We start from the raw sequence: 25,793 nt of genomic DNA, 5'->3' as shown, positions 1-25,793 counted from the left end.
TTCTTATTTTTTGACCAGCTGCTTTTCGAAGGCGATATCCAGTTTGCTGACGCGGCGCGGCGGGCCGGGCGAGATGCCGTTGACGAAGGCGACGAAGTCGTCCAGCTCCATCGGCGCGCACAGCGGCGGATTGCCGGCGCCGTCGCTCAGGAAGAAGTGGCCGGCGCCGGTGCGCGACATCACGTACTTGGCGTTGCCGCTGCGGAGCTTGAGGCGGTCTACGGCCGTCGTGGCCCGGGTGGCGCGGCCGCTCATAGCGCCACCGTGCGGTTTTCCAGCCAGGCCAGCGCGTCGCCGGACAGCAGCGGCAGCAGGCGCTTGCGCACCGTGGCGTGGTAGTCGTTGAGCCAGCGCTTCTCGTCGTCGCGCAGCAGTTCCGGTTCGATGCAGCGGGTGTCGATCGGGCACAGGGTCAGCGTCTCGAAGTTGAGGAACTCGCCGAATTCGGTGGTGCCGGCGGGGCGGTTCAGCACCAGGTTTTCTATCCTGATGCCCCATTTTCCGGTGCGGTACAGCCCCGGTTCTATCGATGTGATCATGCCTGGTTCCATGGCGGTGTGCGGCTCCGGCATAGCCGATTGCGAAATCGACTGCGGGCCTTCGTGCACGTTGAGGAAGTAGCCGACGCCGTGGCCGGTGCCGTGGCCGTAGTCCAGGCCTTCGGCCCACAGCGGCGCGCGGGCGATGGCGTCGAGCATCGGCGATTTGGTGCCGCGCGGGAAGCGCGCCGACGACAGGGCGATCATCGCCTTCAGCACCAGCGTGAAGTCGCGCCGGTGTTCATGGGTGATGCGGCCGACGCCGACCACGCGGGTGATGTCGGTGGTGCCGCCGACGTACTGGCCGCCGGAGTCGATCAGCAGCAGGCCGTTGCCTTCAATGACCGAGTGGCGCGCTTCGGTGGCGCGGTAGTGCATGATGGCGCCGTTGGCGCCGAAGCCGGCGATGGTGGCGAAGCTCGGGCTGATGAAGCCGGGGCGGCGCGCGCGGGCGGCGGTGATGTGTTCGTCGATCGCCACCTCGGTCAGCGGCGCGCGGTCGATGTCGGCCAGCGTCTGATCGAGCCAGGTGAAGAACTCGCACAGCGCGGCGCCGTCCTGCTCCATCGTGGCGCGCACGTGGGCCGCATCGGGCTCGCTCTTCTTCGACTTGGCGAAGGTGGTCGGGTTGACCGCTTCGATGATCTTGATCTTGGCCGGCACCGCCTGGCGCGTGCCGTAGGTGACGCGGCGCGGGTCGATCAGCAGCGTGCAGTCGAGCGGCAGCGCGGCAAAGGCGGCGGCGGCGGACGTGTACGGCGCGACATCGACACCCTCTTCCGCCAGCGTGGCGCGCAGCTCGGCGGTGATCTTGCCTTCGCCGACGAACAGCGTGGCGCGGGTCGGCGCGACCAGCGCGTGCGCCAGGAACACCGGGTTGTAATGGACGTCGGCGCCGCGCAGGTTGAACAGATAGGCGATATCGTCCAGCGTCGAGATCAGGTGGCTCTTGGCGCCCAGCTGCTGCATCGCGATGCGCAGGTCGGCCAGCTTGCCGATGCGGCTTTTCGACGCGTACGGCGGCAGGTGCTCGAACACCGGCGCGGCCGGCAGCGCGGGGCGGTCGGTCCAGACCTGGTCGAGCAGATCGAGGTCGGTGCGCAGTGTGACGTCCTTGGCTTCCAGCGCTTGCTGCAGCAGGCGCGCGATCGCCAGGCCCAAGACGGCGCCGTCGACCGCCAGCGTCTGGCCGGATTTCAGCTGGCCGGCCAGCCAGTCAACGTATTGCACGCTGGCGCCGGAGGTCAGCTTCATCAGCTGGATGCCGGTTTCGGCCAGTTGCTGTTCGGCCTGGGTCCAGTAGCGGGCGTCGGTCCAGAGGCCGGCGAATTCCGGCGTGATGATGAAGGTGCCGACCGAACCGGTGAAGCCGGAGATCCACTCGCGGCCCTGCCAGCGTTCGGGCAAGTATTCGGACAGGTGCGGATCGGCCGACGGCACCATCAGCGCGTCGATCCGCTGTTGGCGCATGGCGGCCCGCAACAGCGCGAGGCGCTCGGCAACTTGGGAGGGGACTGGAGTAGGCATGAATAGCTCGGTAATCAGGGCGCCGCCGATGCGGCACAAACTTGCCGCTATGATACCGCGATTTAGCCCACGGCTTGGTGCGCCGCGCGGTCAGAAACTCGTGGCCGATGTGGGCGGTCGCCAGGCGGCTGATGCCCAAGCCGTCGAGGGTAAACTGGCGCATGGTTTCGCGTTGCAATAATCGGCCATTCGATCGCCGTCCAATTGCTGGAGGACGGCGCCAATGTGATTATTAATGGATGCAATGCAACAGGTCTCGAACAGGCGGTTGTGGCGCTGAATAAACGTTTCGGCCCGGGCCGCGCATTAGCGCTGGTCGCCGATATGAGCGTGGCCGGTAGCGAAATATCGCTTACCCCTCCATCGATATGCTTGTGAATAACATGGGAACTTATGCACCGAGCGATTCTTTCCACCTCGGATGAAGATTGGCAGCGCATGTTCGAATTCAATGTCTGGAGCGCGATTTCCCGTAGCCTTGCCGAATTTACCAAAGGTACTGTGAATTCGGTATTGCCCGGCCCGAACGAAACCGAAAGCCTGAAAGGTTTTATCTCGTCGGTGAATCCGGAAGTTTATGGCCGAGAATCCCCCATCGTCGCTGATTTATCGGCAGGCAAAACCGCACGAGGTGGCCAATGTCGTCGCCTTCCTGGCCAGCGAACGCGCCGCCGTGATCAATGGCGCCGCAATCCGCGCCGAGGGCGTACGGTTCCAACGATAGCCTGATCTGCGGCTTCGTGCCGGAAGTTGGCGAATACGCGCCAACTTTTGGCATAAAACGCGCGCAAAATCCCCCTTGGGCGATCCGAAATCAGGCTTCGTAACGCCGCAGGCCGTCGAGATCGAGAATGCGGATGCCGCCGTGGCCGATGCTGAGCAAGCCCTGTTTTTCCAAAAGCTGCAAAGCCTGGTTGGCGCGCTGGCGCGAGGCGCCGGATAAAAGACCGACTTCTTCCTGAGAAATCTGAATCAGCTTTTCCAGTCCGGGATATAAATGCGAATTAAACATCGACGCCAAACAACGCGCCACCCGCGTATCGGGATTTAATAAGCGATCGTTTTCCACCATGCCGATAAACTGGCCAAGCCGCTCATTCAACTGCATCATTAAAAACCGCGTGAACGGCAAACTATTATCGAGCAGCCACATAAACGTCGCCGCCGGCATGCGCGCGATGCGGCTATCGCGCAAGGCCATCGCATCGTATTTAAGGATTTCGTTCTTTAAAACCGAACCCTCGCCGAACCAGCCGCCCGGAGGCACGCCGGTGAATGTCACGCTTTTACCGGCGGCCGAGAAATTATTCATCTTGACCATGCCGTCGATAATACCGATCCAATTCTCGACCATCTCGCCTTTGCGGCAGACGTAACCACCCTTCGGAACAAAAGTCTCGAATGTCTCCGCTTCCACGCGCGCCATTTGTTCCGGCGTCAACCCCTGCGCCCAGATCGCCGAGCGCAGCGCTTCCTGCAAAGTGATTTGATATCGATCAGGCATTGTTGCGTCGCACCATAGAAATGTCGGTCAATTGTCGCCGAAAAGACAACCTGGCTTTCCCCGGCGCGCTAATATCATCACACAAAAAGCTGCCGTATCAAGAACACAAACTAATAAGTACGAGCAACCGCAACAGGAGACACTGGTGCAAACACAGAACGAGACTTTCCCGCGCCAGCTGCTGGCCCACGCCCGGATCCGGCCTGAAAAACCCGCCTTCCGCGAGAAATACCTGGGCATCTGGCAAAGCTGGAACTGGGCCGAGGTCAATGACGAAGTGCGCGCGCTGGCCTGCGGCCTCGCCGCGATCGGCTTCCAGCGCGGCATGAACCTGGCCATCATCGGCGACAACCGCCCGCGCCTGTATTGGGCGATGCTGGCCGCGCAATGCCTGGGTGGCGTGCCGGTGCCGCTGTATCAGGACGCGCCGGCCGCCGACATGGCCTACGTGCTGGAAAACGCCGAGATCCGCTACGCCATCGTCGAAGACCAGGAACAGGTCGACAAGTTGATGGAACTGCAAAGTTTATATCCGCATATCGAACATGTCGCGTACGACGACGAACGCGGCATGCGCCACTATCGGCAAAAAGGGCTGCTGTCCTTCGCCCGCCTGCAGGAAATGGGCCGCGCCTGGGACCAGGCCAACCCCGGCAAGTTCGACGCCGCCATCGAAGCCGGCAAAAGCGGCGACAACGCCGTCATCCTCTATACCTCCGGCACCACCGGCAAGCCGAAAGGCGTATGCCAGACCCACGCCGCGCTGATGGCCGCCGGCGTCGGCGGCACCGGTTTCGAGAATTTGACCGACGCCGAAGACATCCTGTCCTACCTGCCGATGGCCTGGGTCGGCGACTGCCTGTTCTCGTTCGCGCAGGCGATGGCGGCCGGCTTCACCGTCAACTGCCCCGAATCCGGCGACACCGTCATGACCGACATGCGCGAGATCGGTCCTACTTATTACTTCGCGCCGCCGCGCGTGTTCGAGAACATGCTGACCACGGTGATGATCCGGATGGAGGACGCCGGCGCCGTCAAGCGCCGCATGTTCCATCACTTCATGGCGGTGGCGCGGCGCTGCGGTGCTCAAATTTTGGACAACAAGCCGGTACCGCTGTCCGACCGCCTGCAATACGCGCTGGGCCGGGTGCTGGTCTACGGCCCGCTGAAAAACGTGCTCGGACTGTCGCGGGTGCGGGTCGCCTACACCGCCGGCGCGGCCATCGGCCCGGACCTGTTCCGCTTCTACCGCTCGATCGGCGTCAACCTGAAACAGTTCTACGGCTCCACCGAAACCTGCGCCTACATCTGCTTGCAGCCGGACGGCGAGATCAAGTTCGACAGCGTCGGCCTGCCGGCGCCGGGCGTCGAGGTCAAGCTGGCCGACAACGGCGAGGTACTGGTCAAGTCGCCAACCTTGATGGACTGCTATTACAAGCGTCCCGACGCCACCGCCGAGGCGATCGACGCGCAGGGCTACTTCCACACCGGCGACGCCGGCGTGTTCGACCACGAAGGCCATCTGAAGATCATCGACCGCGCCGCCGACGTGGGCAAGATGAACAGCGGCGCCATCTTCGCGCCCAACTACATCGAGAACAAACTCAAGTTCTTCCCCTTCATTAAAGAGGCGGTGGTGTTCGGCCATGAGCGCGACCAGGTCTGCGCCTTCATCAACATCGACATCGAAGCGGTGGGCAACTGGGCGGAACGGCGCAGCATCGCCTACTCCGGCTACACCGACCTGGCGGCGCACCCGCAGGTGTATGGCCTGGTGCGCGACTGCATCGAACAGGTCAACGCCGACCTGGCCGCCGAGAGCATGATGGGCGACACGCAGATCCACCGCTACCTGGTGCTGCACAAGGAACTCGATCCCGACGACGACGAGCTGACCCGCACCCGCAAGGTACGGCGCAAGTTCATCGCCGAAAAATACGCGGTGCTGATCGATGCGCTGTACAGCGGCAAGCAGTCGCAATACATCGAAACTCAGGTCAAGTTCGAGGACGGCCGCTGCGGCCTGGTGGCGGCGGACCTGAAGATCGAGCCGTGCAAGACCTTCCCTGCTGTCCAGGCAGCGGCATGACGGAGACCGCCACCATGCAGATGAACGAACCAGACGCCCACTTCGGCGCGGACGCGGACCAACCCCGGCGCCAAACCGGCCCGGTGATCCTCGACCTGAAGAACATCTCGCTGTCGTTCGGCGGCGTCAAGGCGCTGACCGACATCTCCTTCGACGTGAAGCAGCACGAGATCCGCGCCATCATCGGCCCGAACGGCGCCGGCAAAAGCTCGATGCTGAACGTGATCAACGGCGTGTACCGCCCGCAGAAGGGCGACATCATCTATCGCGGCGAGCACCGCAAGAATATGGACTGTCACGCCGCCGCCAAATCCGGCATCGCCCGCACCTTCCAGAACATCGCACTGTTCAAGGGCATGACGGTGCTCGACAACATCATGACCGGCCGTAACCTGAAGATGACATCGAACTTCCTGATGCAGGCCTTGTACTGGGGCCCGGCGCGGCGCGAGGAAATCGCCCACCGCATCAAGGCCGAAGAGATCATCGACTTCCTGGAAATACAGGCGATCCGCAAGACGCCGGTGGGCCGCCTGCCCTACGGCCTGCAAAAGCGCGTGGAGCTGGGCCGCGCGCTGGCCGCCGAACCGGAGATCCTGCTGCTGGACGAGCCGATGGCCGGCATGAACGTCGAAGAGAAACAGGACATGTGCCGCTTCATCCTCGACGTCAACGACCAATTCGGCACCACCATCGTGCTGATCGAGCATGACATGGGGGTGGTGATGGATATCTCGGACCGCGTGGTGGTGCTCGACTACGGCAAGAAGATCGGCGACGGCACGCCGGACCAGATCCGCGCCAACCAGGATGTGATCAACGCCTACCTCGGAAAGGCGGAATGCTAATGAACATCAACTTCTTCTTCGAGGTGCTGATCGGCGGCCTGCTGTCCGGCGTGATGTACGCGCTGGTGGCGATCGGCTTCGTGCTGATTTATAAGGCGTCCGGCGTGTTCAACTTCGCCCAGGGCGCGATGGTGTTCTTCGCCGCGCTGACCTGCGTCGGCATCATCGACAAATTCGGCGCGCCACTGTGGGTGGCGATCCCGATCACCATCGTCGTCATGATCGTGCTGGGGCTGGCCATCGAGCGGGTGGTGCTGCGGCCGCTGGTCAACCAGCCGGAAATCACGCTGTTCATGGCCACCATCGGCCTGGCCTTCTTCATCGAGGGACTGGCGCAGCTGATCTGGGGCGCGCAGGTGCACAAGCTGGAGCTGCCGATCGAGGACGTGCCGTCCGAATACCTGATGAACAAATTTAACATCCTGGTCTCGCAGTTCGACATCATGGCGGCCGCCGTCTGCGGCGTGCTGGTGACCACGCTGGCGCTGCTGTTCTCGCGCACCAAGGTCGGCCGCGCGCTGCGCGCGGTGGCGGACGATCACCAGGCCGCGCTGGCGGTCGGCATTCCGCTGCAGCGCATCTGGGCGGTGCTGTGGGCGGTGGCCGGACTGGTGGCGCTGGTGGCCGGTCTTCTGTGGGGCGCGCGCAACGGTGTGCAGTTCGCGCTGACCTTCGTCGCGCTGAAGGCGCTGCCGGTGCTGATCCTCGGCGGCTTCACCTCGATGCCGGGCGCGATCGTCGGTGGCCTGATCATCGGCGCCTCGGAAAAACTGGCCGAGGTGTATATCGGCCCTCTGGTCGGCGGCGGCATCGAGGGCTGGTTCCCTTACGTGTTGGCCTTGTTGTTCCTGCTGGTGCGGCCGGAAGGCCTGTTCGGCGAAAAAATCATCCGCAGAATCTGAGAGAGACCACCATGCTCTATCGCGAAGCAGGACAATTCAAAACCAGCTATCAGGCCGACAGCCAGATCTTCCCCATCCTGCAGGACCGGCTGGCGTTGTTTGCGCTGCTGGTGTTCGCGGTGGTGGTGGTGCCGCTGTTTGCGTCGCCGTACACCTTGTCGGCGATCCTGATCCCGTTCCTGATTTTCTCGCTGGCCGCGCTGGGACTCAACATCCTGACCGGCTACGCCGGCCAGCTGTCGCTGGGCACGGCGGCCTTCATGGCGGTTGGCGCCTTCGCCTCGTATAACTTCCTGGCGCGCTTGCCCGGCCTGCCGGTGCTGCTGGCCTTCGTGCTGGGCGGCTTGAGCGCGGCGGCGGTCGGCATCGCCTTCGGCCTGCCGTCGCTGCGCATCCGCGGCTTCTACCTGGCCGCGTCGACGCTGGCCACGCAGTTCTTCGTGGTCTGGTGCCTGACCAAGATCCCCTACCTGACCAACTACAGCACATCGGGCGTCATCACCGCGCAAAAGATCGTCATTCTCGGCTATGCCTTCGATACGCCGGACCGCAAATACCTGCTGGTGCTGGCCGTGGTGGCGCTGATGTCGCTGCTGGCCAAGAACATGATCCGCTCCAACGTCGGCCGCTCCTGGATGGCGGTGCGCGACATGGACGTGGCGGCCGAAGTGATCGGCTTCCGCCTGATGCGCACCAAGCTGCTGGCGTTCGCGGTCAGCTCCTTCTACTGCGGCGTGGCCGGCGCGCTGTACGCCTATGCCTATCTCGGCACGGTGGAGCCGGAGGCCTACAACCTCGACCTGTCGTTCCGCATCCTGTTCATGGTGATCATCGGCGGCGTCGGTTCGGTGCTCGGTTCCTACCTCGGCGCCGCGTTCATCGTGCTGCTGCCGGTGTTCCTCAACATCCTGGCGCACAGCCTGTCGCTGCCGACCAACGTCGCCTCCAACCTGGAGCTGATGGTGTTCGGCGCGCTGATTATCTTTTTCCTGATCGTGGAACCGCACGGTCTGGCGCGTTTGTGGCAAATCGGTAAAGAGAAATTGCGTCTGTGGCCTTTCCCGCACTGAACGCAAAACAATAACCCTGGAGGAGAAGACAATGAAGCGCATCGCATCTGTTGTAGTCGCACTCACGATCACCCTGACCAGCGCCGGCGCGGCCTGGGCACAGCCGGCCGCCGAACAGTACATCGCCCTGCCCTCGTACCGCGTCGGCCCTTATGCCGCGGGCGGTTCCGGCTTCTACGGCGGCATCATCGACTACTTCAACCTGGTCAACCTGGCGGGCGGCGTCAACGGCGTCAAGATCTCGTGGGAGGAATGCGAAACCGAATACAACCCGTCGCGCGGCGTCGAATGCTACGAGCGGCTGAAGACGCGCAACGGCGGCGCCACCCTGGTCGAGCCGCTGTCCACCGGCGTCGCCTACGGCGTGCTGGATCGCCTGGCCACCGACAAGATTCCGATGACGATGATCGGCTACGGCCGCTCGGACGCCGCCAACGGCAAGGTGTTCCCGTATGTGTTCCCGCTGATTACCAGCTACTGGAACCAGGCCGCCGCGATGATCAAATACCTCGGCGACAAGAACGGCGGCATGGACAAGCTCAAAGGCAAAAAGATCGTCCACCTGTACCACGACTCGGCGTTCGGCAAGGAACCCTTGCCGGTGCTGGAGGCGCTGGCCAAGCAGTACGGCTTTGAGCTGATCAAGATCCCGGTCACGCCACCCGGCAGCGAGCAGCAATCGCAGTGGCTGCAGATCCGCCAGGCCAATCCGGACCATGTGATCCTGTGGGGCTGGGGCTCGATGAACGCGGTCGCCATCAAGACCGCGCAGCGCAACGGCTTCCCGCGCGAGAAGATCCTCGGCGTGTGGTGGGCCGGTTCCGAAGAGGACACCGTACCGGCCGGCGACGCCGCCAAGGGCTACAGCGCGATGACCTTCAACACGCCGGGCAACTACCCGGTGATGGACGACATTCGCAAGAAACTCTACGGCGCCGGCAAGGGCAACCTGGCCGACAGCAATCGCATCGGCTCCGTGTACCACATGCGCGGCGTCAGCGCGGCCATCCTGTGGGTCGAGGCGATCCGCACCGCGCAGGAGAAGTTCGGCAAGGGCAAGCGCGTCAGCGGCGAGCAAATGCGCTGGGGCCTGGAGAACCTGAACGTCGACGAGGCGCGGCAGAAAGCCATCGGCGCCTTCGGCATGCTGCCGACGGTGAGGACCAGCTGCGACGATCATGAAGGCTCCGGCGCGGTGAAGGTCCAGCAGTGGGATGGCAAGAAGTGGAACGCCATCACGCCGAACTGGATCGTCGGCGACAAGGCGCTGACCCGCAGGCTGCTGGAGGAAAGCTCCGCCGCCTATGCGGCCGAGAAGAAAATCACGCCGGCCTGCGCCAAATGACGATCGCCACCGCAACCACCGCCGCCGCGCCGGCGGCGACGCCCTACCTCTCGGTGAACAACGTCGAGGTGATCTACGACCACGTGATCCTGGTGCTGAAGGGCGTGTCGCTGCAAGTCCCGCAAGGGAAGATCGTCGCGCTGCTGGGCGCCAACGGCGCCGGCAAGTCCACCACGCTGAAGACCATCTCCACGCTGTTGCGCGGCGAGCGCGGCGACGTCACCAAGGGCGAGGTCCAGTTCAAGGGCGAGCGCATCGACCAGCTCACGCCGAATGAGCTGGTCAAGCGCGGCCTGTCGCAGGTGATGGAGGGACGCCACTGCTTCGGCCACCTGACCATCGAAGAAAACCTGCTGACCGGCGCCTACACCCGCAGCATCTCGCGGGCGGAGCTCAAGCAATCGCTGGAGAAGGTCTATCACTACTTCCCGCGCCTGCGCGAACGGCGCGGCAGTCAGGCCGGCTACACCTCCGGCGGCGAGCAGCAGATGTGCGCCATCGGCCGCGCGCTGATGGCCAAGCCGTCGATGATCCTGCTGGACGAGCCATCGATGGGCATCGCGCCGCAGATCGTCGACGAGATCTTCGGCATCGTGAAGGACTTGAACAGCAAGGAGAACGTCTCCTTCCTGCTGGCGGAGCAGAACACCAGCATCGCGCTGCGTTACGCGGACTTCGGCTACATCCTGGAAAACGGCCGCGTGGTGATGGAAGGCGCGGCCGCCGAACTGGCCTGCAACGAGGACGTCAAGGAGTTCTACCTCGGCGTTTCCGCAGCCGGCCGCAAGAGCTTCCGCGACATGAAATTTTACCGCCGCCGCAAGCGCTGGCTGGCATAGGAGCGCAATGAACATCACGAAAGCCAAGGCCCTTTGCCGCTCCTTCCCCGGCGCCACCGAAGACACCAAGTGGGGCGCCGACCTGGTGTTCTCCGTCGGCGAGAAAATGTTCGCCGTCACGGCGCTGGAGGACAAGGCCAAGGGCATCAGCTTCAAGGTCGACGACGACCGCTTCCTGGAGTTGACCGACCGCCCCGGCATCATTCCCGCGCCCTACCTGGCGCGCGCCAAGTGGGTGTACATCGAAGACCTGAAATCCATCAGCGACGCCGAAGCGGGCGATCTGCTGAAACGTTCTTATGAGCTGGTGTTCGCCAAGCTGACCAAAAAGCTGCAACGCGAAATACAAGGATAACTATATGGCCGATACCCTCGACAACCTGGAATCCCGTCCGCCGGAGCAGCGCGAACGCGAACTGATGGCGCGCCTGCCGCAGCTGGTGGCGCGCGCCAAGGCCGCCGCCGGCTGGTCGCGCATCCTGCGCGACGTGAACGCCACCGACATCCACAGCCGCGCCGCGCTGGCCACGCTGCCGGTGACGCGCAAGTCCGCGCTGCACGCGCTGCAAAAGGGACAGCCGCCGTTCGGCGGCTTGAACACGACTCCGGTCGCCCAGCTGGGGCGGGTGTTCATGTCGCCTGGACCGATCTTCGATCCCGAGGGACGCGGCAAGGACTGGTGGCGTTTCGCGCGGCCGATGTACGCCGCCGGCGTGCGGCCCGGCGGCCTGCTGCAGAACTGCTTCTCCTACCACTTCACGCCGGCGGCGTTCATGGTCGAAGGCGGCGCCGCGCGCATCGGCTGCACCGTGATCCCGGCCGGCAGCGGCCAGACCGAGTTGCAGGTGCAGGCCATCAGCGAGCTGCGGCCCGACACCTACGTCGGCACACCGTCCTTCCTGAAGATCATCATCGAAAAGGCGCGCGAGCTGGGCACCGACATCGGCAGCATCAAGCACGCCATGCTGGGTGCGGAAGCGCTGCCCGAATCGCTGCGCGAGTGGTTCGCCGCGCACGGCGTGCCGCATGTGCTGCAGATGTACGCCTCGGCCGATATCGGCAGCATCGCCTACGAGACCAGCAGCGGCGGCGTGCGCGTGCCCGGCATGGTGCTGGATGAAGACGTGATCCTGGAGATCGTACGCCCCGGCAGCGGCGATCCGGTGCCCGACGGCGAGATCGGCGAAGTGGTGGTGACGGTCTTCAACCCGGACTATCCGCTGATCCGCTTCGCCACCGGCGACCTGTCGGCGATCCTGACCGGCGCCGACGCCTCGCCGTGCGGCCGCACCAACATCCGCATCAAGGGCTGGATGGGCCGCGCCGACCAGACCACCAAGGTACGCGCGATGTTCGTCCACCCGTCGCAGGTGCACGAAGTGACCCGGCGCCACCCGGAGATCGTCAAGGCGCGGCTGGTGGTCTCGGGCAGCATGGCGCAGGACGTGATGACGCTGCATTGCGAAGTCGCCGAGCCGGATGGCGCCGGCGCCGCCGACCTCGGCGCCAGCATCGTCGAATCGATCCGCGACCTGACCAAGCTGCGCGGCGAGGTGGTGTTCGCCGCCGTCGGCAGCCTGCCCGGCGACGGCAAGGTGATCGACGATGTGCGCGACTACAAATAGGCGTTGTGGCGTAAAACCAACGGCAAGCGGCAGCGCTGGATATGGCGGATAATATCGGTCTTCCCACCTGTTTTTAGAAGACCCAGAAGACCATGCAAGACTTCCACCACAACCGCGCCCGCGCCCTGCTGGAGAACGCCGAAGAGCTGTTCAGCAAAGAGAAAGTCGACAGCGCCGTCACCGCGATGGCCGACACCCTCAACACCCGCTTCAATCATCCCGATAGCGAAGAGTTCCCGCTGGTGCTGGGCGTGATGGGCGGCGCCGTGGTCTTCACCGGCAATCTGCTGCCGCAGCTGACCTTCCCGCTCGAATTCGACTATATCCACGTCAGCCGCTACGGCGACGACGACCAGGGCGGCCAGGTGGTGTGGAAGGTCGTGCCGCGTTCGAACGTCACCGGCCGCACCGTCATCGTGCTGGACGATATCCTCGACGAAGGCGAAACGCTGGCCCATGTCAAACAGCGCCTGCTCGACATGGGCGCCTCCGAAGTGATCCTGGCCGTCTTCGCCGACAAGGCGATCGGCAAGGCCAAGCCGGTCAAGGCCGACATCGTCGGCATCACGATCCCGAATCGCTTCGTGGTCGGTTTCGGCATGGACGCCTACGGCTACTGGCGCAATCTGCCGGGCCTGTGGGCGATCCGGACCGACGGCTGATCGGACGCCGGTGCGGACGCCGTCTCCATCCTGGCTGCTGCGTGGTGCCGGCTTTGCGGCGGTGGCTTTCTGCGCCTTGCCCGCCGCCGCCAACTGCGGCCGCCCGATCGTCACGCCGCTGGCGCCGGTCGGCATCGGCGTCATCATCGAAGGCAATCAGGTCAGCGGCATTTATCCGGCGCTGCTGAAGCAGGTCTCCGCCCGCACCGGCTGTGTGTTCAAGACTTCCGTGGTGCCGCAGGCGCGGCTCGAATCGATGTTCGAACTCGGCACGGCGGATGTGATGGTGCCCGCCGTCGGCACCCCGCGCCGCGACCAGTTCGGCGATTTCGTGCCGATGGCCAGCGCGCGCGCGATGCTGCTGTCGGTCGATGCCGACCGGCCGGCGGTGCGCGACCTGACCGAACTGCTGCAACGGCACGAGCTGCGCGTGGTCGCGGTGCGCGGCAACGACTACGGCGAAGCCTATCAGGCCGCGCTCGCGGAGCTGAGCCGCCAGGGCCGGCTGTACCTTGAACCGGATCCGCTGCAAGTGGCGCGCCTGCTGGGCGAAGGCATGGCCGACGTCACCATCCTGACGCCGATGAGCCTTGCCCAGGCGATGATCGAGAACCAGCGCGTGCGGCCATTGCTGGACCGCCTGCGCATCGAAGAGCTGCCCGAACTGCCGTGGAGCCATAGCGGTATCTACCTGTCGCGCAAGACGCTCAACGCCGAACAGCGCCGCTACCTGACCGCGCAACTGCGCAAGGGCTACGACGACGCCAAGGTATGGGAGCAGTACCGCCGCTACTATCCGGCCAACGTGGTCGCCGCCAGCATGCGCCTGCGCTGATGCTGGACGCCGCGCTGTCCGGATTATTCCTGCTGGCGATCGGCCAGGCGGTCATCCTCGCCGCCGCCCTGCTCAGCGCGCGACAGCCGGAAATGCGGACCGCAAACCGCTTGCTGTCGGCGTTGCTGCTGGTGTTCTCGGCCATCCTCGGCCACGCCTGGCTGGGACTCAATCACCTGTACCAGCAGTATCCGCATAGCGCGCTGGCCATCGTCACGCTCGGGCTGGCGGTGGGACCGCTGCTCTACCTTTATCTGCGCGCGATGCTGTCGGACCAGCCACTAGGCCGCCGCGCGCTGCTGCATTTCGCGCCGTTCGTCCTCGCCACGCTGGCGATGCTGCCGTTCTACCTGCGCCCGGCCGCCGAAAAACTGGCCTGGATGCGGCAGTGGGACGGCTGGCCGTGGTATCTGACGCTGGCGGGACTGGCCAAGCTGGCGATCCTGCTGCTGTACATCCGCGCCAGCCACCGGCTGATCCGGCGCGTGCCGGCGGATTCGGAGCTGGTGCACGGTTTGCGGCGGCTGATGCGCATCTGGCTGGCCAGCGGCGCCTTGAGCATCGCCGCGCTGGCGCTGGCCGTGTCCGGGGCGGACGCCAAGCTGCCGCTGTCCGGCGATGCGGTCGACGGCATCGCCCTGATGCTGTTCGTGTTCGCGACCGCCTTCACCGCGATGCGGCTGCCGCTCGGCTACCGTCCGCGCCCGCTGCCGCCGGAACCGCCACCGCCAGCGCAGCCCAAGCCGCGCTACGCGGGCAGCCAGTTATTCACAATCGACCGCGACGCCTTCCTGGCCCGCCTGACCGCCTGCATGGAACGCGAACAGCCGTACCGCAACGGTGAGTTGAAGCTGGACGAGCTGGCGGCGCAAGTGGCGATGACGCCGCACGAGCTGTCGCAACTGATCAACGAAAGCGCTGGCGCGAATTTCGCCGACTATCTGAACCGCCACCGCGTCGAAGCGCTCAAAAGCGCCTTGCACGACCCTTTGCAGGCCAGCGCCAGCATCCTCGACTTGGCGCTGGCAGCGGGATTTAACAGCAAAAGCGCGATGAACCGCGCATTTAAGAAACACACCGGCCTCACGCCCGGCGAATTCCGCAGCCAGGCCGAGACCCCGGTGTAGCGCGTGCCAAATCATCATTTGGGACGCAAGACGCGTCGCGCGGCGGCACACTGAAGGCCTCAAAGTCACGGAGCCGCACATGAAATCCCTTTACCTTGCCTTGTCCCTGCTGGTCTGCGCCCACGCCTCCGCCGGGCCGCAAACCTGGATCACCAACGTCAAACTGGTATCGCCGGAAAAGCTGGACCGCATCGAAAGTGGCAGCGTCTTGATCGAGGACCAGCGCATCATCCGCGTCGAACGCGGCGCGGCCAAGGCGCCCAAAGGCGCGCTCACCGTCGACGGCAAGGGCGGCTACCTGACGCCGGGACTGATCGACTCCCACGTCCACCTGTTGGCCGTCCCCGGCATGAGCTTCGAGCAGGCCGACCACATGAAGGCGATGGCCGCCGAATACTTCACACAGATGCCGCGCTCCTTCCTCTACTACGGCTACACCACGGTGATCGACCTGGCGGCCGGCAGCCGCGAATTCATCGACATGGTCAAGGCCTCGCCGCTGCACCCGGACGTCTACGACTGCGGCGCGCCGCTGGTGTTCGCCAACGGCTACCCGTCGTCGTACGCGCCGCCGGAGACGCGCTTCACCACCTTCTCCAATTTTATCTACGACCCGGCGCAGGCGGACAAGATCCCGTCGCGTTTCAAGCCGGAGGACTACACTCCGGCCAAAGGCGTGGCGCGGGTCAAGGCCGACGGCGCCATCTGCGTCAAGACCCATTTCGAGCACGGTTTCGGCAACCAGCGCAACCTGCCGGTGATGAGCCCCGCCGTGTATGCCGAGGTGCGCGCGGCGGCCAGCAAGGATGGCCTGGTGCTGGTCACGCACGGCAATTCGTTCGAGGCGCAGACTTTCGCCGTCAACGGCGGCGTGGATGTGCTGGCGCATGGCATGTGGCACTGGGGCGCGCTGAATAAATCGCCGCAGGTGCCGGACGAGATCAAGCTGCTGCTGGACCGCATCGCCGAGCGCAGGATCGGCTATCAGCCGACGATGCAGGTGCTGTACGGGCTGCGCGCCTACGTCGATCCGGATTATCTGAACAACCCTGCGCTGCCCAAGCTGCTGCCGAAGTCGATGCTGGCCTGGCTCAAGACGCCGGAAGGCAACTGGTTCAAGCAGGAGGTCACCGAGGACGACACCGACGAGGCGGCGCGGCAGGGGATGGAGGAGCCGTTGCGCCGGCAGCGGCAAGTGGTGGCCTATCTCGCGAAAAAAGACGCCAACTTCGTGTTCGGCACCGATACGCCGTCATCGCCGACCTACGGCAATATCCCCGGCTTGAATGGGTATCTGGAGATGCGTAACCTGCATCTGGCCGGCATGTCGCTGGCGCAGATCTTCAAGGCGGCGACCATCAACAACGCCCGCACCTTCAAGCTCGATGCGGACTTGGGGACGATCGAAGCCGGCAAGGTCGCCAATCTGGTGCTGATGAAAACCTCGCCGCTGGCCGACATCGCCGCCTACGACAGCGTGCAAACGGTCTGGATACGCGGCAAACAAACGGCGCGGGAAAATCTGGCGGCGCGCTAGCCGCCTTCGGATGCGAGTGGGACGATGCGGGTTTCGGCAGGCAGCGGCGCGACGTAGCGATAGCTGCGCGTCGCCGAGACGGTGCTCATATACCACTCCGCGTGGTCGCGCTCCATGAGCGTCAAGGCGATGCCGCCGGCGGCCTGGCCGTTGTTGTAGCGCGCGGTCGCGGCCATCCACTCCTGCTGGCGTGCGCCGATCTCCCGGGCCGCTTGCCGCACCTGGTCGCGGGCGGCGGCACTGTCATTCTTGTCCAGATAAACGCCGGCGCAACGCGTCCACGCGTCGATGCGCTTCTCAACGCGGCGCAAGCCTTCGGTGGAGGTCGAATACGAGGGAATTTGAGGTTGCACGCAATCGAAGGCTGACGGTTGCGGATCGCTGGCGGCGGCGAATGCGGCGCCACAGATGGCGGAAGTGGACAACATCGAGCAGAGCAGCAGCTTTTTCATGACGCTTCCCGGATTGTTTTGGTCAATCGATATTAACTTAAAAACAATCCAGGACCGCCCGAAATTTTGTTTCGCGCCCTGTTACAAAGCCAGGCGCGCGCGCGCGGCGTTGTACTCGGCCTTCAGGCGCGCCACCATCTCGGCGGTGGTCGGGATGTCGTCCATCAGGCCCACGCCCTGGCCGGCGCCCCAGATGTCGCGCCAGGCCTTGGCGCTGGCGGAGCCGAAGTTCATCGCGGTCTTGTCGGCCTGCGGCAGCGCGTCCGGATCCAGGCCGGCGGCGACGATGGATTTCTTCAGGTAGTTGCCGTGCACGCCGGTGAACAGGTTCGAGTACACGATGTCGGCGGCGGCCGATTCGACGATCGCCTCGCGATAACTTTCGCTGACGTTCGATTCCCTGGTCGCCAGCCAGCGCGAGCCGATGTACGCGAAGTCCGCGCCCATCGCCTGCGCCGCCAGCACCGCGTCGCCGGTGGCGATGGCGCCCGACAGCGCGACCGGACCGTTGAAGAACTTGCGCACCTCGCCCACCAGCGCGAACGGCGACAAGGTGCCGGCATGGCCGCCGGCGCCGCTGGCAACCAGGATCAAGCCGTCGACGCCCGCCTCCAGCGCTTTTTCCGCGTGGCGGATCGAGATCACGTCGTGCATGACGATGCCGCCGTAGCTGTGGATGGCGTCCAGCATTTCCTTCGGCGGCGCGCGCAGCGACGAGATGATGATCGGAATCTGGTGCTTGACGCAGACTTCGACGTCATGCGCCAGCCGGTCGTTCGACTGGTGCACGATCTGGTTGACGGCGATCGGGCCGACGCGCTTGCCCGGATTGGCGGCCTGATAGTCGGCCAGTTCCTGTTGCAGATCGGTCAGCCACACATCCAGCAATTCCGCCGGCCGCGCATTGAGCGCCGGGAAGGAACCGACGATGCCGGCCTTGCACTGCGCCGCGACCAGGGCCGGGCCGCTGGCGATGAACAACGGGGAGGCGATAACCGGGAGTGAAAGATTTTGCAACGCTGCAGGCAGGGCCATGGCGAACTCGCTGTGAGGAAATTAATCGGAAAAACGATTATAGATCGAAAAAAGTACGATCGTGCAGAAACTAGGCGAGTTCCTCTATTTTCACTCGTTCAGTAAGTACTCACCCTCGACGCGGGCGGCAGCGGCGCGTACCAGCTGGCTGACCGCCCAGCTGCCCAGCTGTTCCGGCGACTGGTGCAGGAAGTTGCGGTTGGCCGCTTCGAACACCGGCATCGCCAGCAGCAGCTGCGGTACGTCTGCCAGCGCGATGCGCTGCCGCTCCAGCAACAGGAACTTGAGCAGCACTTTCAGCGCGTTCTGCGCGTTGCGCAACGGATCGGCCGCCAGGTAGTCGAGCCGAGAATAGGCTCGCGCCAGCGCGCCGGCCACATCGGCGAACGGCGCGCCGTGGCCGGGGATCACCAGCCGCACGTCCAGCCCGGCGATCAGATCCAGCGTGGCGCGCGCCTCGGCGAAGCCGGATTCGCCGTCCAGCTCGGGGAAGATCACGCCGAAGCCGTTTTCCCACAGCGCGTCGGCCGAGACCAGCACCCGCTCCTGCGGGCAGTAGAAAATCAGCGAATGCGGATCGTGGCCGGGCGCGCCCAGCGCCCGCCATTCCATGTCGGCCAGTTGCAGCACGTCGCCCGGCGCAATGGTGGCGTCGAAGGTGAAGCGGTCGCAGCACTGGCCGGTGGCCTTGAAGCTGAGCGCGTCCACGTCCCAATGCCGCACTTTTTCCGCCTCGGCCACCGGAATCGCGGTGTCGCTGCCGTAGTGGGCCTGCAACAGCGCGTTGCCGCCGCAATGGTCGGAATGCAAATGGGTGTTGATGATGCGATCCAGATGGCGGCCACGCAAGGCGTGCCGCACCAGTTCCAGCGTCTGCGGCGCGTGGCTCAGGTAGCCGGTGTCGATGATGGCCGTATCGTGGCGGCCCAGCAACAGGATATTGTTCGACGAGAGCCAGCCCCGTTCGAACACCTGGATCGACTCCGGCAGCGCGTTCATTCGTCCTCTTCGGCGTCGACGGTGGCCCGGCGCGACGGCAGTTCGGCCCAGACGGCGCGCTTGTAATCGTCGTCGGCCTTGCTCCAGGCAATGATCTCGGGAATGGTGCGCAGGCAGCCCATGCAGTAGCGGCGGTCGGCATCCATCTTGCACAGGCTGACGCAGGGGGAAGGCACCGGCGTTATGTTGGTTGGTTCACTCATGCCGACATTATGACCTGAACCCGCTTGACTTTGTGCATTTCGGGCCCATACTACCATCCATATAGATGGTGAATGGATGGAGAACATGGCACAGCAAGAATTAAAACTGAAGACCGCAGAGTCGGAAAAGATCACGATCAACCTCGGTCCCATCGACTTGGGGCAGATTGACCTGCTGGTGCAGGAAGGGTTTTACTCGAACCGCACCGATCTGATCCGCACCGCGATCCGCAATCAGTTGAACCAGCACGCTGACGTGGTGAAACAGACCGTCGCGCGCAAAAGCCTGGTGCTGGGCATGCAGCACTATTCGCGGGCCGACCTGGAGCGTATCCAGGCCGCCGGCCAACGGTTGCAGATCCAGGTACTGGGCTTGGCCAGCATCGCCAGCGACGTATCGGTCGAACTGGCGCTGGCGACCATCGAATCAATTTTTGTACTCGGCTCGCTGCACGCCAGCGCCGTGCTCAAAACCGCACTGGCGCAGCGCATCCATTAAGGAACCACTATGAAATTACCATTTTTAAACAATATGCGCGACGTTGCGCAAAAACTGCAGCAAACCATGCAAGCGGTGCATCTGCATCGCCCGCCGGCGCCGGCGACGCAACCGGCCATGCGCGACATCAATCCGCCGCCGCCGAACGCGGCGCCGCGCAGCGAATCGAACGACGCCGGCACGCCGCCGCAGCATCAGGCCACCGCGCCGAACCCGGCCACCAATCCGACCGAATACGCGCAGGATATGTTGAACCGCATGGGCATCAAGATCGATCTGCAAGCGAATATCGATCGCGCCATCGATGTCGGTACCGTGTCGCACCCGGCGGCGGCGCTGCCGGAAGGCGCGCAATTCATCCGTGGCAGTTATAGCAACCATGCGGGGTCGCGCAATTACAAGCTGTACATTCCGTCAAGCTACCACGGCCAGGCGATGCCGCTGCTGGTGATGCTGCACGGCTGCACCCAGAATCCGGACGATTTCGCCGCCGGCACGCAGATGAACCAGCTGGCCGAGGAAATGGAATGGCTGGTGGCCTATCCAGAGCAGACCGCCAACCACAACCAGTCCAAGTGCTGGAACTGGTTCAACGCCATCGACCAGCAGCATGGCCAGGGCGAGCCGTCGATCATCGCCGGCATCGCGCAGCAGATCATCGACGAGTATCCGGTCAATGAGCGGCAGGTGTATGTGGCCGGACTGTCGGCCGGCGGCGCGATGGCGGTGATCGTCGGCACGCTGTATCCGGAATTGTTCGCGGCGGTGGGCGTGCATTCGGGGTTGCCGTTCGCTTCGGCGCAGGATCTGCCGTCGGCGCTGAGCGCCATGAAACGCGGCGCGGCCACTGCGCACAAGGGCGGGAATAGTTCGCAGCCCATCATCGTGTTCCATGGCGACAGCGACACCACGGTCAATCCGCGCAACGGCGAGCAGGTGATCGAGCAACGGCTGAACAGCCACAAGGACGCGCGGCCGTCGGTGCAATCGGGCGCGGTGCCGAACGGGCATCGCTACACGCAGACTACGCACGTCAAGAAGGACGGTACGGCGGTCGGCGAACACTGGGTGGTGCACGGCGCCGGCCACGCCTGGTCGGGCGGCAGCGCCCACGGCAGCTACACCGACGCCAAAGGCCCGGACGCCAGCCGTGAAATGCTGCGCTTCTTCAGCACGGTCGCCTGATCAGGCCGCGATCAGGCGGATGGCGACGCCGACGATCGCCACGGTATTAGTGACGAGCAAGCCGATCACCCAGCGCATGTCACGACCATGCCGTTCGTCCGAGCGGTCGACACGGTCGTTGGCGCGATCGAAGCCGCGCTCAATACGGTCCAGCAGTGAGCGATTGCTCTGGTCCATCCTGTCAGACAGCGACTGATTGTATATGTCCATCCTAGCGAGCGTCGATTGGTTGCCCTTGTCGATTTTCTCAGACAGCGACTGATTGTATACGTCCATCCTTGCGAGCGTCGACTGGTTGTCCTTGTCGATTTTCTCAGACAGCGACTGGCTGTACTGATCCATCCGGGCAAGCGTGGAGTGGTTGTTCCGGTCCACCTTGTCGGACAGCGACTGGTTGTACTGATCCATTCGGGCAAGCGTGGACTGGTTGTTCTGATCCACCTTGTCGGAGAGCGACTGATTGTACTGATCCATGCGAGCAAGCATCGACTGGCGGTTCTCGTCGATTTTAGCGAGCGCGAACTGGCTGCTTCGCTCCACCTTATCGGACAGCGACTGGTTGTACTGATCCATGCGAACAAGCGTGGACTGGCTGCTTTCGTCGATTTTAGCGAACGCGACCTGGCTGCTTCGCTCCACCTTGTCGGACAGCGACTGGCTGTACTGATCCATGCGAGCAAGCGTGGACTGGCTGTTTTCGTCGATTTTAGTGAGCGCGAACTGGCTGCTCCGCTCCACCTTATCGGACAGCGACTGGTTGTACTGATCCATCCGGGCGAGCGTGGACTGATTGTTTTGGTCCACCTTGTCGGACAGCGACTGATTGTACTGATCCATGCGAGCAAGCGTGGACTGGCTGTTTTCATCGATTTTAGCGAGCGCGAACTGGCTGCTTCGCTCCACCTTTTCGGATAACGACTGGCTGTATTGATCCATCCGGGCAAGCGTGGACTGATTGTTTTGGTCCACCTTGTCGGACAGCGACTGATTGTACTGATCCATGCGAGCAAACGTGGACTGGCTGTTTTCATCGATTTTAACGAGCGCGAACTGGCTGCTTCGCTCAACCTTATCGGACAGCGACTGGTTGTACTGATCCATCCGGGCAAGCGCGAACTGATTGTTTTGGTCCACCTTGTCGGACAACGACCGATTGTACTGATCCATGCGAGCAAGCGTGGACTGGCTGTTTTCATCGATTTTAGCGAGCGCGAACTGGCTGCTCCGCTCTACCTTTTCGGATAACGACTGGCTGTACTGATCCATCCGGGCGAGCGTGGACTGATTGTTTTGGTCTACCTTGTCGGACAGCGACCGATTGTACTGATCCATGCGAGCAAACGTGGACCGGCTGTTTTCATCGATTTTAACGAGCGCGAACTGGCTGCTTCGCTCCACCCTATCGGACAGCGACTGGTTGTACTGATCCATTCGGGCGAGCGTCGACTGGTTGTTTTGGTTCACCTTGTCGGACAGCGACCGACTGTACTGATCCATGCGAGCAAGCGTGGACTGGCTGTTTTCGTGGATTTTGGCGAGCGTGGATAGGTTGTTCCGGTCCACCTTGTCGGACAGCGAGTCTATCCTGTCGAGCATGGCCTGTTTGTTGTCGTCCATCCGCGTCAAGGCCAAGTGGTGGAGATGGTCCATCCGCGTCAACGCCAATTGGTGCAGATGATCCATCCGCAGCAGGGTGGACTGGTGATGTTCTTCCTCTTTCTTTTGCAAAGACGGAAGTATGCTGGTGACGTTGTCCATATTGGTCTCCAGCCGCACGATGCGGGCTATCTGACTATCTTCTGCACCGCCACTTTGTTTGTCAAGCGAGGTCTGGTTCATTTTGCGTGCTCCGGTCCGATGGATTTACCATTGTCGGACCGGGGTCAGGGCGGAGTTTGAGGCGTCGCAATCGTGTGCTGGGCGGCGATGTGTTGCTTCAGGCAGGCCGGGCACCAGCAACTGGCGCCGGGGGCGGACGGCACCGGCAGCGCGGCCGGCAAATAGGTGCACCAGCACGGCTGCGCCGGGGCCGACGGATCGGCGTCCGCCATCGCGCACGAGAACGACGCGCCGCAGCGCGAGCATGTACTCATTTACAACAGACGGTCGGGTGGAGGCGCATAAGCGGGGAGCGTAACGGAGCTTCTCTGAAAATACAACCGGATAGCCCTATAATGCGTGGTTGATTGCAGCGTCAGGCTGTAAAATTGCACAAAATTTCTAACCGGACTCGCCATGACCCAACTTCTTAACTTAGGCATGAATGACGACTTGACCGCGGTGGCACCGCAGATCAAGGCGCAGATCCTGGCTGAGGCCCTGCCCTACATCCGTAACTTCCACGGCAAAACCATCGTCATCAAATACGGCGGCAACGCCATGACCGACGAACGCCTGAAGCACGGCTTCGCCCGCGATGTCATTTTGCTCAAACTGGTCGGCATGAACCCGGTCGTGGTGCACGGCGGCGGTCCGCAAATCGACAACGCGCTGAAAAAAATCGGCAAGCAAGGCACTTTCGTGCAGGGCATGCGCATCACCGACGAAGAAACCATGGAAGTGGTGGAGTGGGTGCTGGGCGGCGAAGTCCAGCAGGACATCGTGATGTTGATTAATCACTACGGCGGCCAAGCGGTCGGCCTGACCGGCAAGGACGGCGGCCTGATCCGCGCCAAGAAGATGGCCATGCCGGACAAGGACAACCCAGGCCAGTTCCTCGACATCGGCTTCGTCGGCGAAATCGACGCGATCAACCCGGCCGTGGTCAAGGCGCTGCAGGACGATGCCTTCATCCCGATCATTTCCCCGATCGGCTTCGGCCAGGACGGCCAGGCGTACAACATCAACGCCGACGTCGTCGCCGGCAAGATCGCGGAAATCCTGAAAGCCGAAAAGTTGATCATGATGACCAACATCGCCGGCGTGCAGGACAAGCAGGGCAATCTGGTGACCGACCTGTCGGCGCGCGAGATCGACGAGATGTTCGCCGACGGTACGATTTCGGGCGGCATGCTGCCTAAAATTTCATCAGCACTGGACGCCGCCAAGTCCGGCGTCAACACCGTTCACATCATTGATGGACGAATTGAGCACTCTTTATTGCTCGAGGTGTTGACCGAACAAGCTTTTGGCACTATGATCCGGTCTCACTGAAAAAAAGGCGATGCACAAATCGCCTCGATTTCAAGTGCATCGTCTGACCAGTACGCCCTTTTAGCTCAGTGGTAGAGCACTCCCTTGGTAAGGGAGAGGCCACGTGTTCAATCCACGTAAAGGGCACCATCTCTTCGCAGCACCCTCCCCCCATCAGTAAATTCGTTCGACGCTCATGCCGCGCTGGCGCAGCAATTCCGGCACGCTTCCCTTGCCGAGCAAATGCAGCACACCCACCGCCGCGATACTGTTGTTTTCCCGCGCCATCAGCTTGGCCATGCCATCGGCCAGCGCCGGATTGCGGCCATCCAGCAACACCTTCTGCACGAAGCGGCCCGAAAAGGTCTGGTCCTGCTCCGCCTTGAGCGCCATCGCGTCCAGCGCCTTGATGTCGGCGCGCTTCCACGCCCGGGCGATCTCCTCCGCCTGCGCCGCCTGCTCCTTGTCCTCGATGCCGCTGATGGTCTCCTGCAGGAACAGCAGCTGATCGGCGGGCACCATCTGGTTGAACAGCGCCATCTGGCTCTCCACCGATTCCAGCTCGACGACTTTCTGGCCGGCGGCATGCGCCTGCTGCGACAGATGCGCGTCCACCGCCAGCGCCGCGTCGTAGCCCTGGGCCGCGAACTCGCTGACCGTCAGCAGGCTGGCCAGCAGCCACGGCTTCATCATCGCCACCGACTCCGGTTCGATGTTGTACTGCTTGAGCAAACGGTCGAGCCGCGCGCGCCAGGCCGGCGTCAGCACCGGCGCCGCGCCCTTGGCCAGCATGCCATGCCGCTGCACCGCGCCGGCCAGCTGCTGCGGGTCGCTCAGCGGATCGATCTCCAGCGCCAGCACCGGCGCCTTTTTCAACACGGCCGCCACGCGCGGCTCCAGCGGATAGAAATCCCTGGCGCCGACGTGGATGGTGCCGAACATGTACAGCGTGCGCGCGCCCTGCGTGACCTTGAACAGCGCGCCGCGATTCGGCGCGGCCGCGTTGTCCGCCGCCGACGTGAAACCGGGGGCGAACCAGAACAAACCGCAGAACATCACTATAATCAGGCGCTGCATGGACTGTTTCCTTTGTTAATAGAGATGACGTGAATATTACTCGCTACCCGCCGGTCTGGCTGTTCGACCTGGACAATACGCTGCACGATGCCTCGCATTCGATCTTCCCGGCGATCATGGCCGCGATGAACGTCTACATGGCGCGCGTGCTGGGCGACGGCATCACCCCCGCCACCGAGGAAGTGGTGAACGCCACCCGCACCATGTACTGGCGGCGCTACGGCGCCACCACGCTCGGCCTGGTCAAGCACCACGGCGTGCAGGCGGCGCACTTTCTCGACGAGACCCACCGCTTCGACGACCTCAATTCGATGATCCGCGCCGAACGCGGACTGCGCCAGCTGCTGCGGCGCCTGCCCGGCCGCAAGATCCTGCTGACCAACGCGCCGCACCGCTACTCGACCCAGGTGATGCGCCATCTCGGCCTGCAACGGCAATTCAAGCAGCACATCGCGGTGGAGGCGATGACGGTGCACCGGCAGATGCGTCCCAAGCCGTCCAAGCTGATGCTGCGCCGGCTGATGCGCCGCCTCGGCCTGCAGCCGCAGCGCTGCATCCTGGTCGAGGACACGCTGGCCAATCTGCGCAGCGCGCACGCGCTGGGCATGCGCACCGCCTGGGTCACGCAATACCTGACGATCGGCGACACCGCCGGCCTGGCCCATCCGCAAAAGCGCTTAATTCGCCCCGCTTATGTCGATGTCAAAGTAAAATCTGTCAGGAAATTACCGGCACGTCTGCACCACCTGCGTTGAATTGCCA

Annotated in this window: 27 protein-coding genes and 1 tRNA gene; 18 read left to right on the top strand and 10 right to left on the bottom strand. The window is 63.5% G+C overall.

Annotation, left to right across the window (positions count from 1 at the left end; all coding sequences use genetic code 11):
- Positions 1 to 3: 3 nt before the first annotated feature.
- Both GW587_RS04245 and GW587_RS04240 read right to left on the bottom strand, forming a co-directional pair.
- On the bottom strand, positions 4 to 255 hold the full coding sequence (locus tag GW587_RS04245) for a hypothetical protein (RefSeq protein ID WP_166098867.1): 252 nt from the start codon (positions 253 to 255) through the stop codon (positions 4 to 6).
- Positions 252 to 2,066, bottom strand: coding sequence for an aminopeptidase P family protein (locus GW587_RS04240; protein WP_166098864.1), 1,815 nt, complete (start codon positions 2,064 to 2,066; stop codon positions 252 to 254). The genes GW587_RS04245 and GW587_RS04240 overlap by 4 nt, the downstream gene beginning before the upstream one ends.
- 577 nt (positions 2,067 to 2,643) lie before the next feature.
- Between GW587_RS04240 and GW587_RS04235 the strand changes: the two genes are divergently transcribed.
- Positions 2,644 to 2,790 carry a hypothetical protein gene (locus GW587_RS04235; protein ID WP_166098860.1) on the top strand — a complete coding sequence of 49 codons (147 nt, stop codon included), beginning with the start codon at positions 2,644 to 2,646 and terminating at the stop codon, positions 2,788 to 2,790.
- Between the two features lie 90 nt (positions 2,791 to 2,880).
- Here the strand turns inward: GW587_RS04235 and GW587_RS04230 are convergent, their stop codons facing one another.
- Positions 2,881 to 3,570 carry a Crp/Fnr family transcriptional regulator gene (locus GW587_RS04230; protein ID WP_166098857.1) on the bottom strand — a complete coding sequence of 230 codons (690 nt, stop codon included), beginning with the start codon at positions 3,568 to 3,570 and terminating at the stop codon, positions 2,881 to 2,883.
- Between the two features lie 142 nt (positions 3,571 to 3,712).
- Here GW587_RS04230 and GW587_RS04225 point away from each other — a divergent pair, with 142 nt between their 5' ends.
- The 12 genes from GW587_RS04225 to GW587_RS04170 all read left to right on the top strand — a co-directional run bounded on the left by GW587_RS04225 (position 3,713) and on the right by GW587_RS04170 (position 16,449).
- Positions 3,713 to 5,659 (top strand): AMP-dependent synthetase/ligase, encoded by a 1,947-nt coding sequence (locus GW587_RS04225; protein ID WP_207393345.1) that lies wholly within the window; start codon positions 3,713 to 3,715, stop codon positions 5,657 to 5,659.
- A gap of 14 nt (positions 5,660 to 5,673) precedes the next feature.
- On the top strand, positions 5,674 to 6,507 hold the full coding sequence (locus GW587_RS04220; protein WP_166099166.1) for an ABC transporter ATP-binding protein: 834 nt from the start codon (positions 5,674 to 5,676) through the stop codon (positions 6,505 to 6,507).
- Between the two features lie 5 nt (positions 6,508 to 6,512).
- Positions 6,513 to 7,409, top strand: a complete 897-nt coding sequence (locus GW587_RS04215) for a branched-chain amino acid ABC transporter permease (RefSeq protein ID WP_371875542.1) — start codon at positions 6,513 to 6,515, stop codon at positions 7,407 to 7,409.
- A gap of 11 nt (positions 7,410 to 7,420) precedes the next feature.
- A complete protein-coding gene (locus tag GW587_RS04210; protein WP_166098849.1) occupies positions 7,421 to 8,479 on the top strand; it encodes a branched-chain amino acid ABC transporter permease in 1,059 nt (352 codons plus the stop codon).
- Between the two features lie 31 nt (positions 8,480 to 8,510).
- Positions 8,511 to 9,824, top strand: coding sequence for an ABC transporter substrate-binding protein (locus GW587_RS04205; protein WP_166098846.1), 1,314 nt, complete (start codon positions 8,511 to 8,513; stop codon positions 9,822 to 9,824).
- Positions 9,821 to 10,663, top strand: a complete 843-nt coding sequence (locus GW587_RS04200) for an ABC transporter ATP-binding protein (protein WP_166098844.1) — start codon at positions 9,821 to 9,823, stop codon at positions 10,661 to 10,663. The genes GW587_RS04205 and GW587_RS04200 overlap by 4 nt, the downstream gene beginning before the upstream one ends.
- A gap of 7 nt (positions 10,664 to 10,670) precedes the next feature.
- Positions 10,671 to 11,018, top strand: a complete 348-nt coding sequence (locus GW587_RS04195) for an MmcQ/YjbR family DNA-binding protein (RefSeq protein WP_166098842.1) — start codon at positions 10,671 to 10,673, stop codon at positions 11,016 to 11,018.
- A gap of 4 nt (positions 11,019 to 11,022) precedes the next feature.
- Positions 11,023 to 12,288: a phenylacetate--CoA ligase family protein gene (locus tag GW587_RS04190; RefSeq protein WP_166098839.1), complete on the top strand. Its 1,266-nt coding sequence runs from the start codon at positions 11,023 to 11,025 to the stop codon at positions 12,286 to 12,288.
- A gap of 92 nt (positions 12,289 to 12,380) precedes the next feature.
- A complete protein-coding gene (locus GW587_RS04185) occupies positions 12,381 to 12,950 on the top strand; it encodes a hypoxanthine-guanine phosphoribosyltransferase (RefSeq protein WP_166098836.1) in 570 nt (189 codons plus the stop codon).
- Positions 12,951 to 12,960: 10 nt separating this feature from the next.
- On the top strand, positions 12,961 to 13,785 hold the full coding sequence (locus tag GW587_RS04180; protein WP_166098832.1) for a substrate-binding periplasmic protein: 825 nt from the start codon (positions 12,961 to 12,963) through the stop codon (positions 13,783 to 13,785).
- Entirely contained in the window at positions 13,722 to 14,912 is a 1,191-nt protein-coding gene (locus tag GW587_RS04175; RefSeq protein ID WP_229259272.1) for an AraC family transcriptional regulator, read from the top strand. The genes GW587_RS04180 and GW587_RS04175 overlap by 64 nt, the downstream gene beginning before the upstream one ends.
- A 79-nt stretch (positions 14,913 to 14,991) precedes the next feature.
- On the top strand, positions 14,992 to 16,449 hold the full coding sequence (locus tag GW587_RS04170; protein ID WP_166098829.1) for an amidohydrolase family protein: 1,458 nt from the start codon (positions 14,992 to 14,994) through the stop codon (positions 16,447 to 16,449).
- Here the strand turns inward: GW587_RS04170 and GW587_RS04165 are convergent.
- From GW587_RS04165 to GW587_RS04150, 4 genes are all read right to left on the bottom strand, one after another.
- Positions 16,446 to 16,901: a hypothetical protein gene (locus GW587_RS04165; RefSeq protein WP_166098826.1), complete on the bottom strand. Its 456-nt coding sequence runs from the start codon at positions 16,899 to 16,901 to the stop codon at positions 16,446 to 16,448. The two genes, GW587_RS04170 and GW587_RS04165, sit on opposite strands and share 4 nt — an antisense overlap.
- Positions 16,902 to 16,982: 81 nt before the next feature.
- On the bottom strand, positions 16,983 to 17,936 hold the full coding sequence (locus GW587_RS04160; RefSeq protein ID WP_166098822.1) for an NAD(P)H-dependent flavin oxidoreductase: 954 nt from the start codon (positions 17,934 to 17,936) through the stop codon (positions 16,983 to 16,985).
- 90 nt (positions 17,937 to 18,026) lie between these two features.
- Positions 18,027 to 18,935, bottom strand: a complete 909-nt coding sequence (locus GW587_RS04155) for an MBL fold metallo-hydrolase (protein ID WP_166098820.1) — start codon at positions 18,933 to 18,935, stop codon at positions 18,027 to 18,029.
- The gene (locus GW587_RS04150; RefSeq protein ID WP_166098817.1) at positions 18,932 to 19,138 is read right to left on the bottom strand and encodes a DUF1289 domain-containing protein; all 207 of its coding nucleotides are present in this window, start codon (positions 19,136 to 19,138) and stop codon (positions 18,932 to 18,934) included. The genes GW587_RS04155 and GW587_RS04150 overlap by 4 nt, the downstream gene beginning before the upstream one ends.
- 85 nt (positions 19,139 to 19,223) lie before the next feature.
- Between GW587_RS04150 and GW587_RS04145 the strand changes: the two genes are divergently transcribed.
- Together GW587_RS04145 and GW587_RS04140 are read left to right on the top strand one after the other, a co-directional pair.
- A complete protein-coding gene (locus GW587_RS04145; protein WP_166098815.1) occupies positions 19,224 to 19,637 on the top strand; it encodes a ribbon-helix-helix domain-containing protein in 414 nt (137 codons plus the stop codon).
- A 9-nt stretch (positions 19,638 to 19,646) separates the two neighbouring features.
- On the top strand, positions 19,647 to 20,822 hold the full coding sequence (locus GW587_RS04140) for an extracellular catalytic domain type 1 short-chain-length polyhydroxyalkanoate depolymerase (protein ID WP_166098813.1): 1,176 nt from the start codon (positions 19,647 to 19,649) through the stop codon (positions 20,820 to 20,822).
- On the opposite strand, the gene GW587_RS04135 is transcribed toward GW587_RS04140, so the two are convergent.
- Complete coding sequence (locus GW587_RS04135) at positions 20,823 to 22,661, bottom strand: hypothetical protein (protein ID WP_166098810.1); 1,839 nt, start codon at positions 22,659 to 22,661, stop codon at positions 20,823 to 20,825.
- Between the two features lie 44 nt (positions 22,662 to 22,705).
- Positions 22,706 to 22,915 carry a cysteine-rich CWC family protein gene (locus tag GW587_RS04130; RefSeq protein ID WP_166098808.1) on the bottom strand — a complete coding sequence of 70 codons (210 nt, stop codon included), beginning with the start codon at positions 22,913 to 22,915 and terminating at the stop codon, positions 22,706 to 22,708.
- Between the two features lie 166 nt (positions 22,916 to 23,081).
- Between GW587_RS04130 and argB the strand changes: the two genes are divergently transcribed.
- Together argB and GW587_RS04120 are read left to right on the top strand one after the other, a co-directional pair.
- Entirely contained in the window at positions 23,082 to 23,975 is an 894-nt protein-coding gene (argB, locus tag GW587_RS04125; protein WP_117012405.1) for an acetylglutamate kinase, read from the top strand.
- Between the two features lie 54 nt (positions 23,976 to 24,029).
- Positions 24,030 to 24,104, top strand: a tRNA-Thr gene (locus GW587_RS04120).
- Positions 24,105 to 24,128: 24 nt separating this feature from the next.
- Here GW587_RS04120 and GW587_RS04115 read toward each other — a convergent pair.
- Positions 24,129 to 25,031, bottom strand: coding sequence for a TraB/GumN family protein (locus GW587_RS04115; RefSeq protein ID WP_166098805.1), 903 nt, complete (start codon positions 25,029 to 25,031; stop codon positions 24,129 to 24,131).
- Between the two features lie 29 nt (positions 25,032 to 25,060).
- Here GW587_RS04115 and GW587_RS04110 point away from each other — a divergent pair, with 29 nt between their 5' ends.
- Positions 25,061 to 25,786 carry a pyrimidine 5'-nucleotidase gene (locus tag GW587_RS04110; RefSeq protein WP_166098803.1) on the top strand — a complete coding sequence of 242 codons (726 nt, stop codon included), beginning with the start codon at positions 25,061 to 25,063 and terminating at the stop codon, positions 25,784 to 25,786.
- Positions 25,787 to 25,793 lie beyond the last annotated feature (7 nt).

The organism is Duganella aceris (assembly GCF_011090165.1).
In the GTDB taxonomy this organism is placed as follows: domain Bacteria; phylum Pseudomonadota; class Gammaproteobacteria; order Burkholderiales; family Burkholderiaceae_D; genus Rugamonas; species Rugamonas aceris.
The sequence above is the reverse complement of the archived record's forward strand: the minus strand, read 5'-3'. Positions and strand labels throughout refer to the sequence as shown.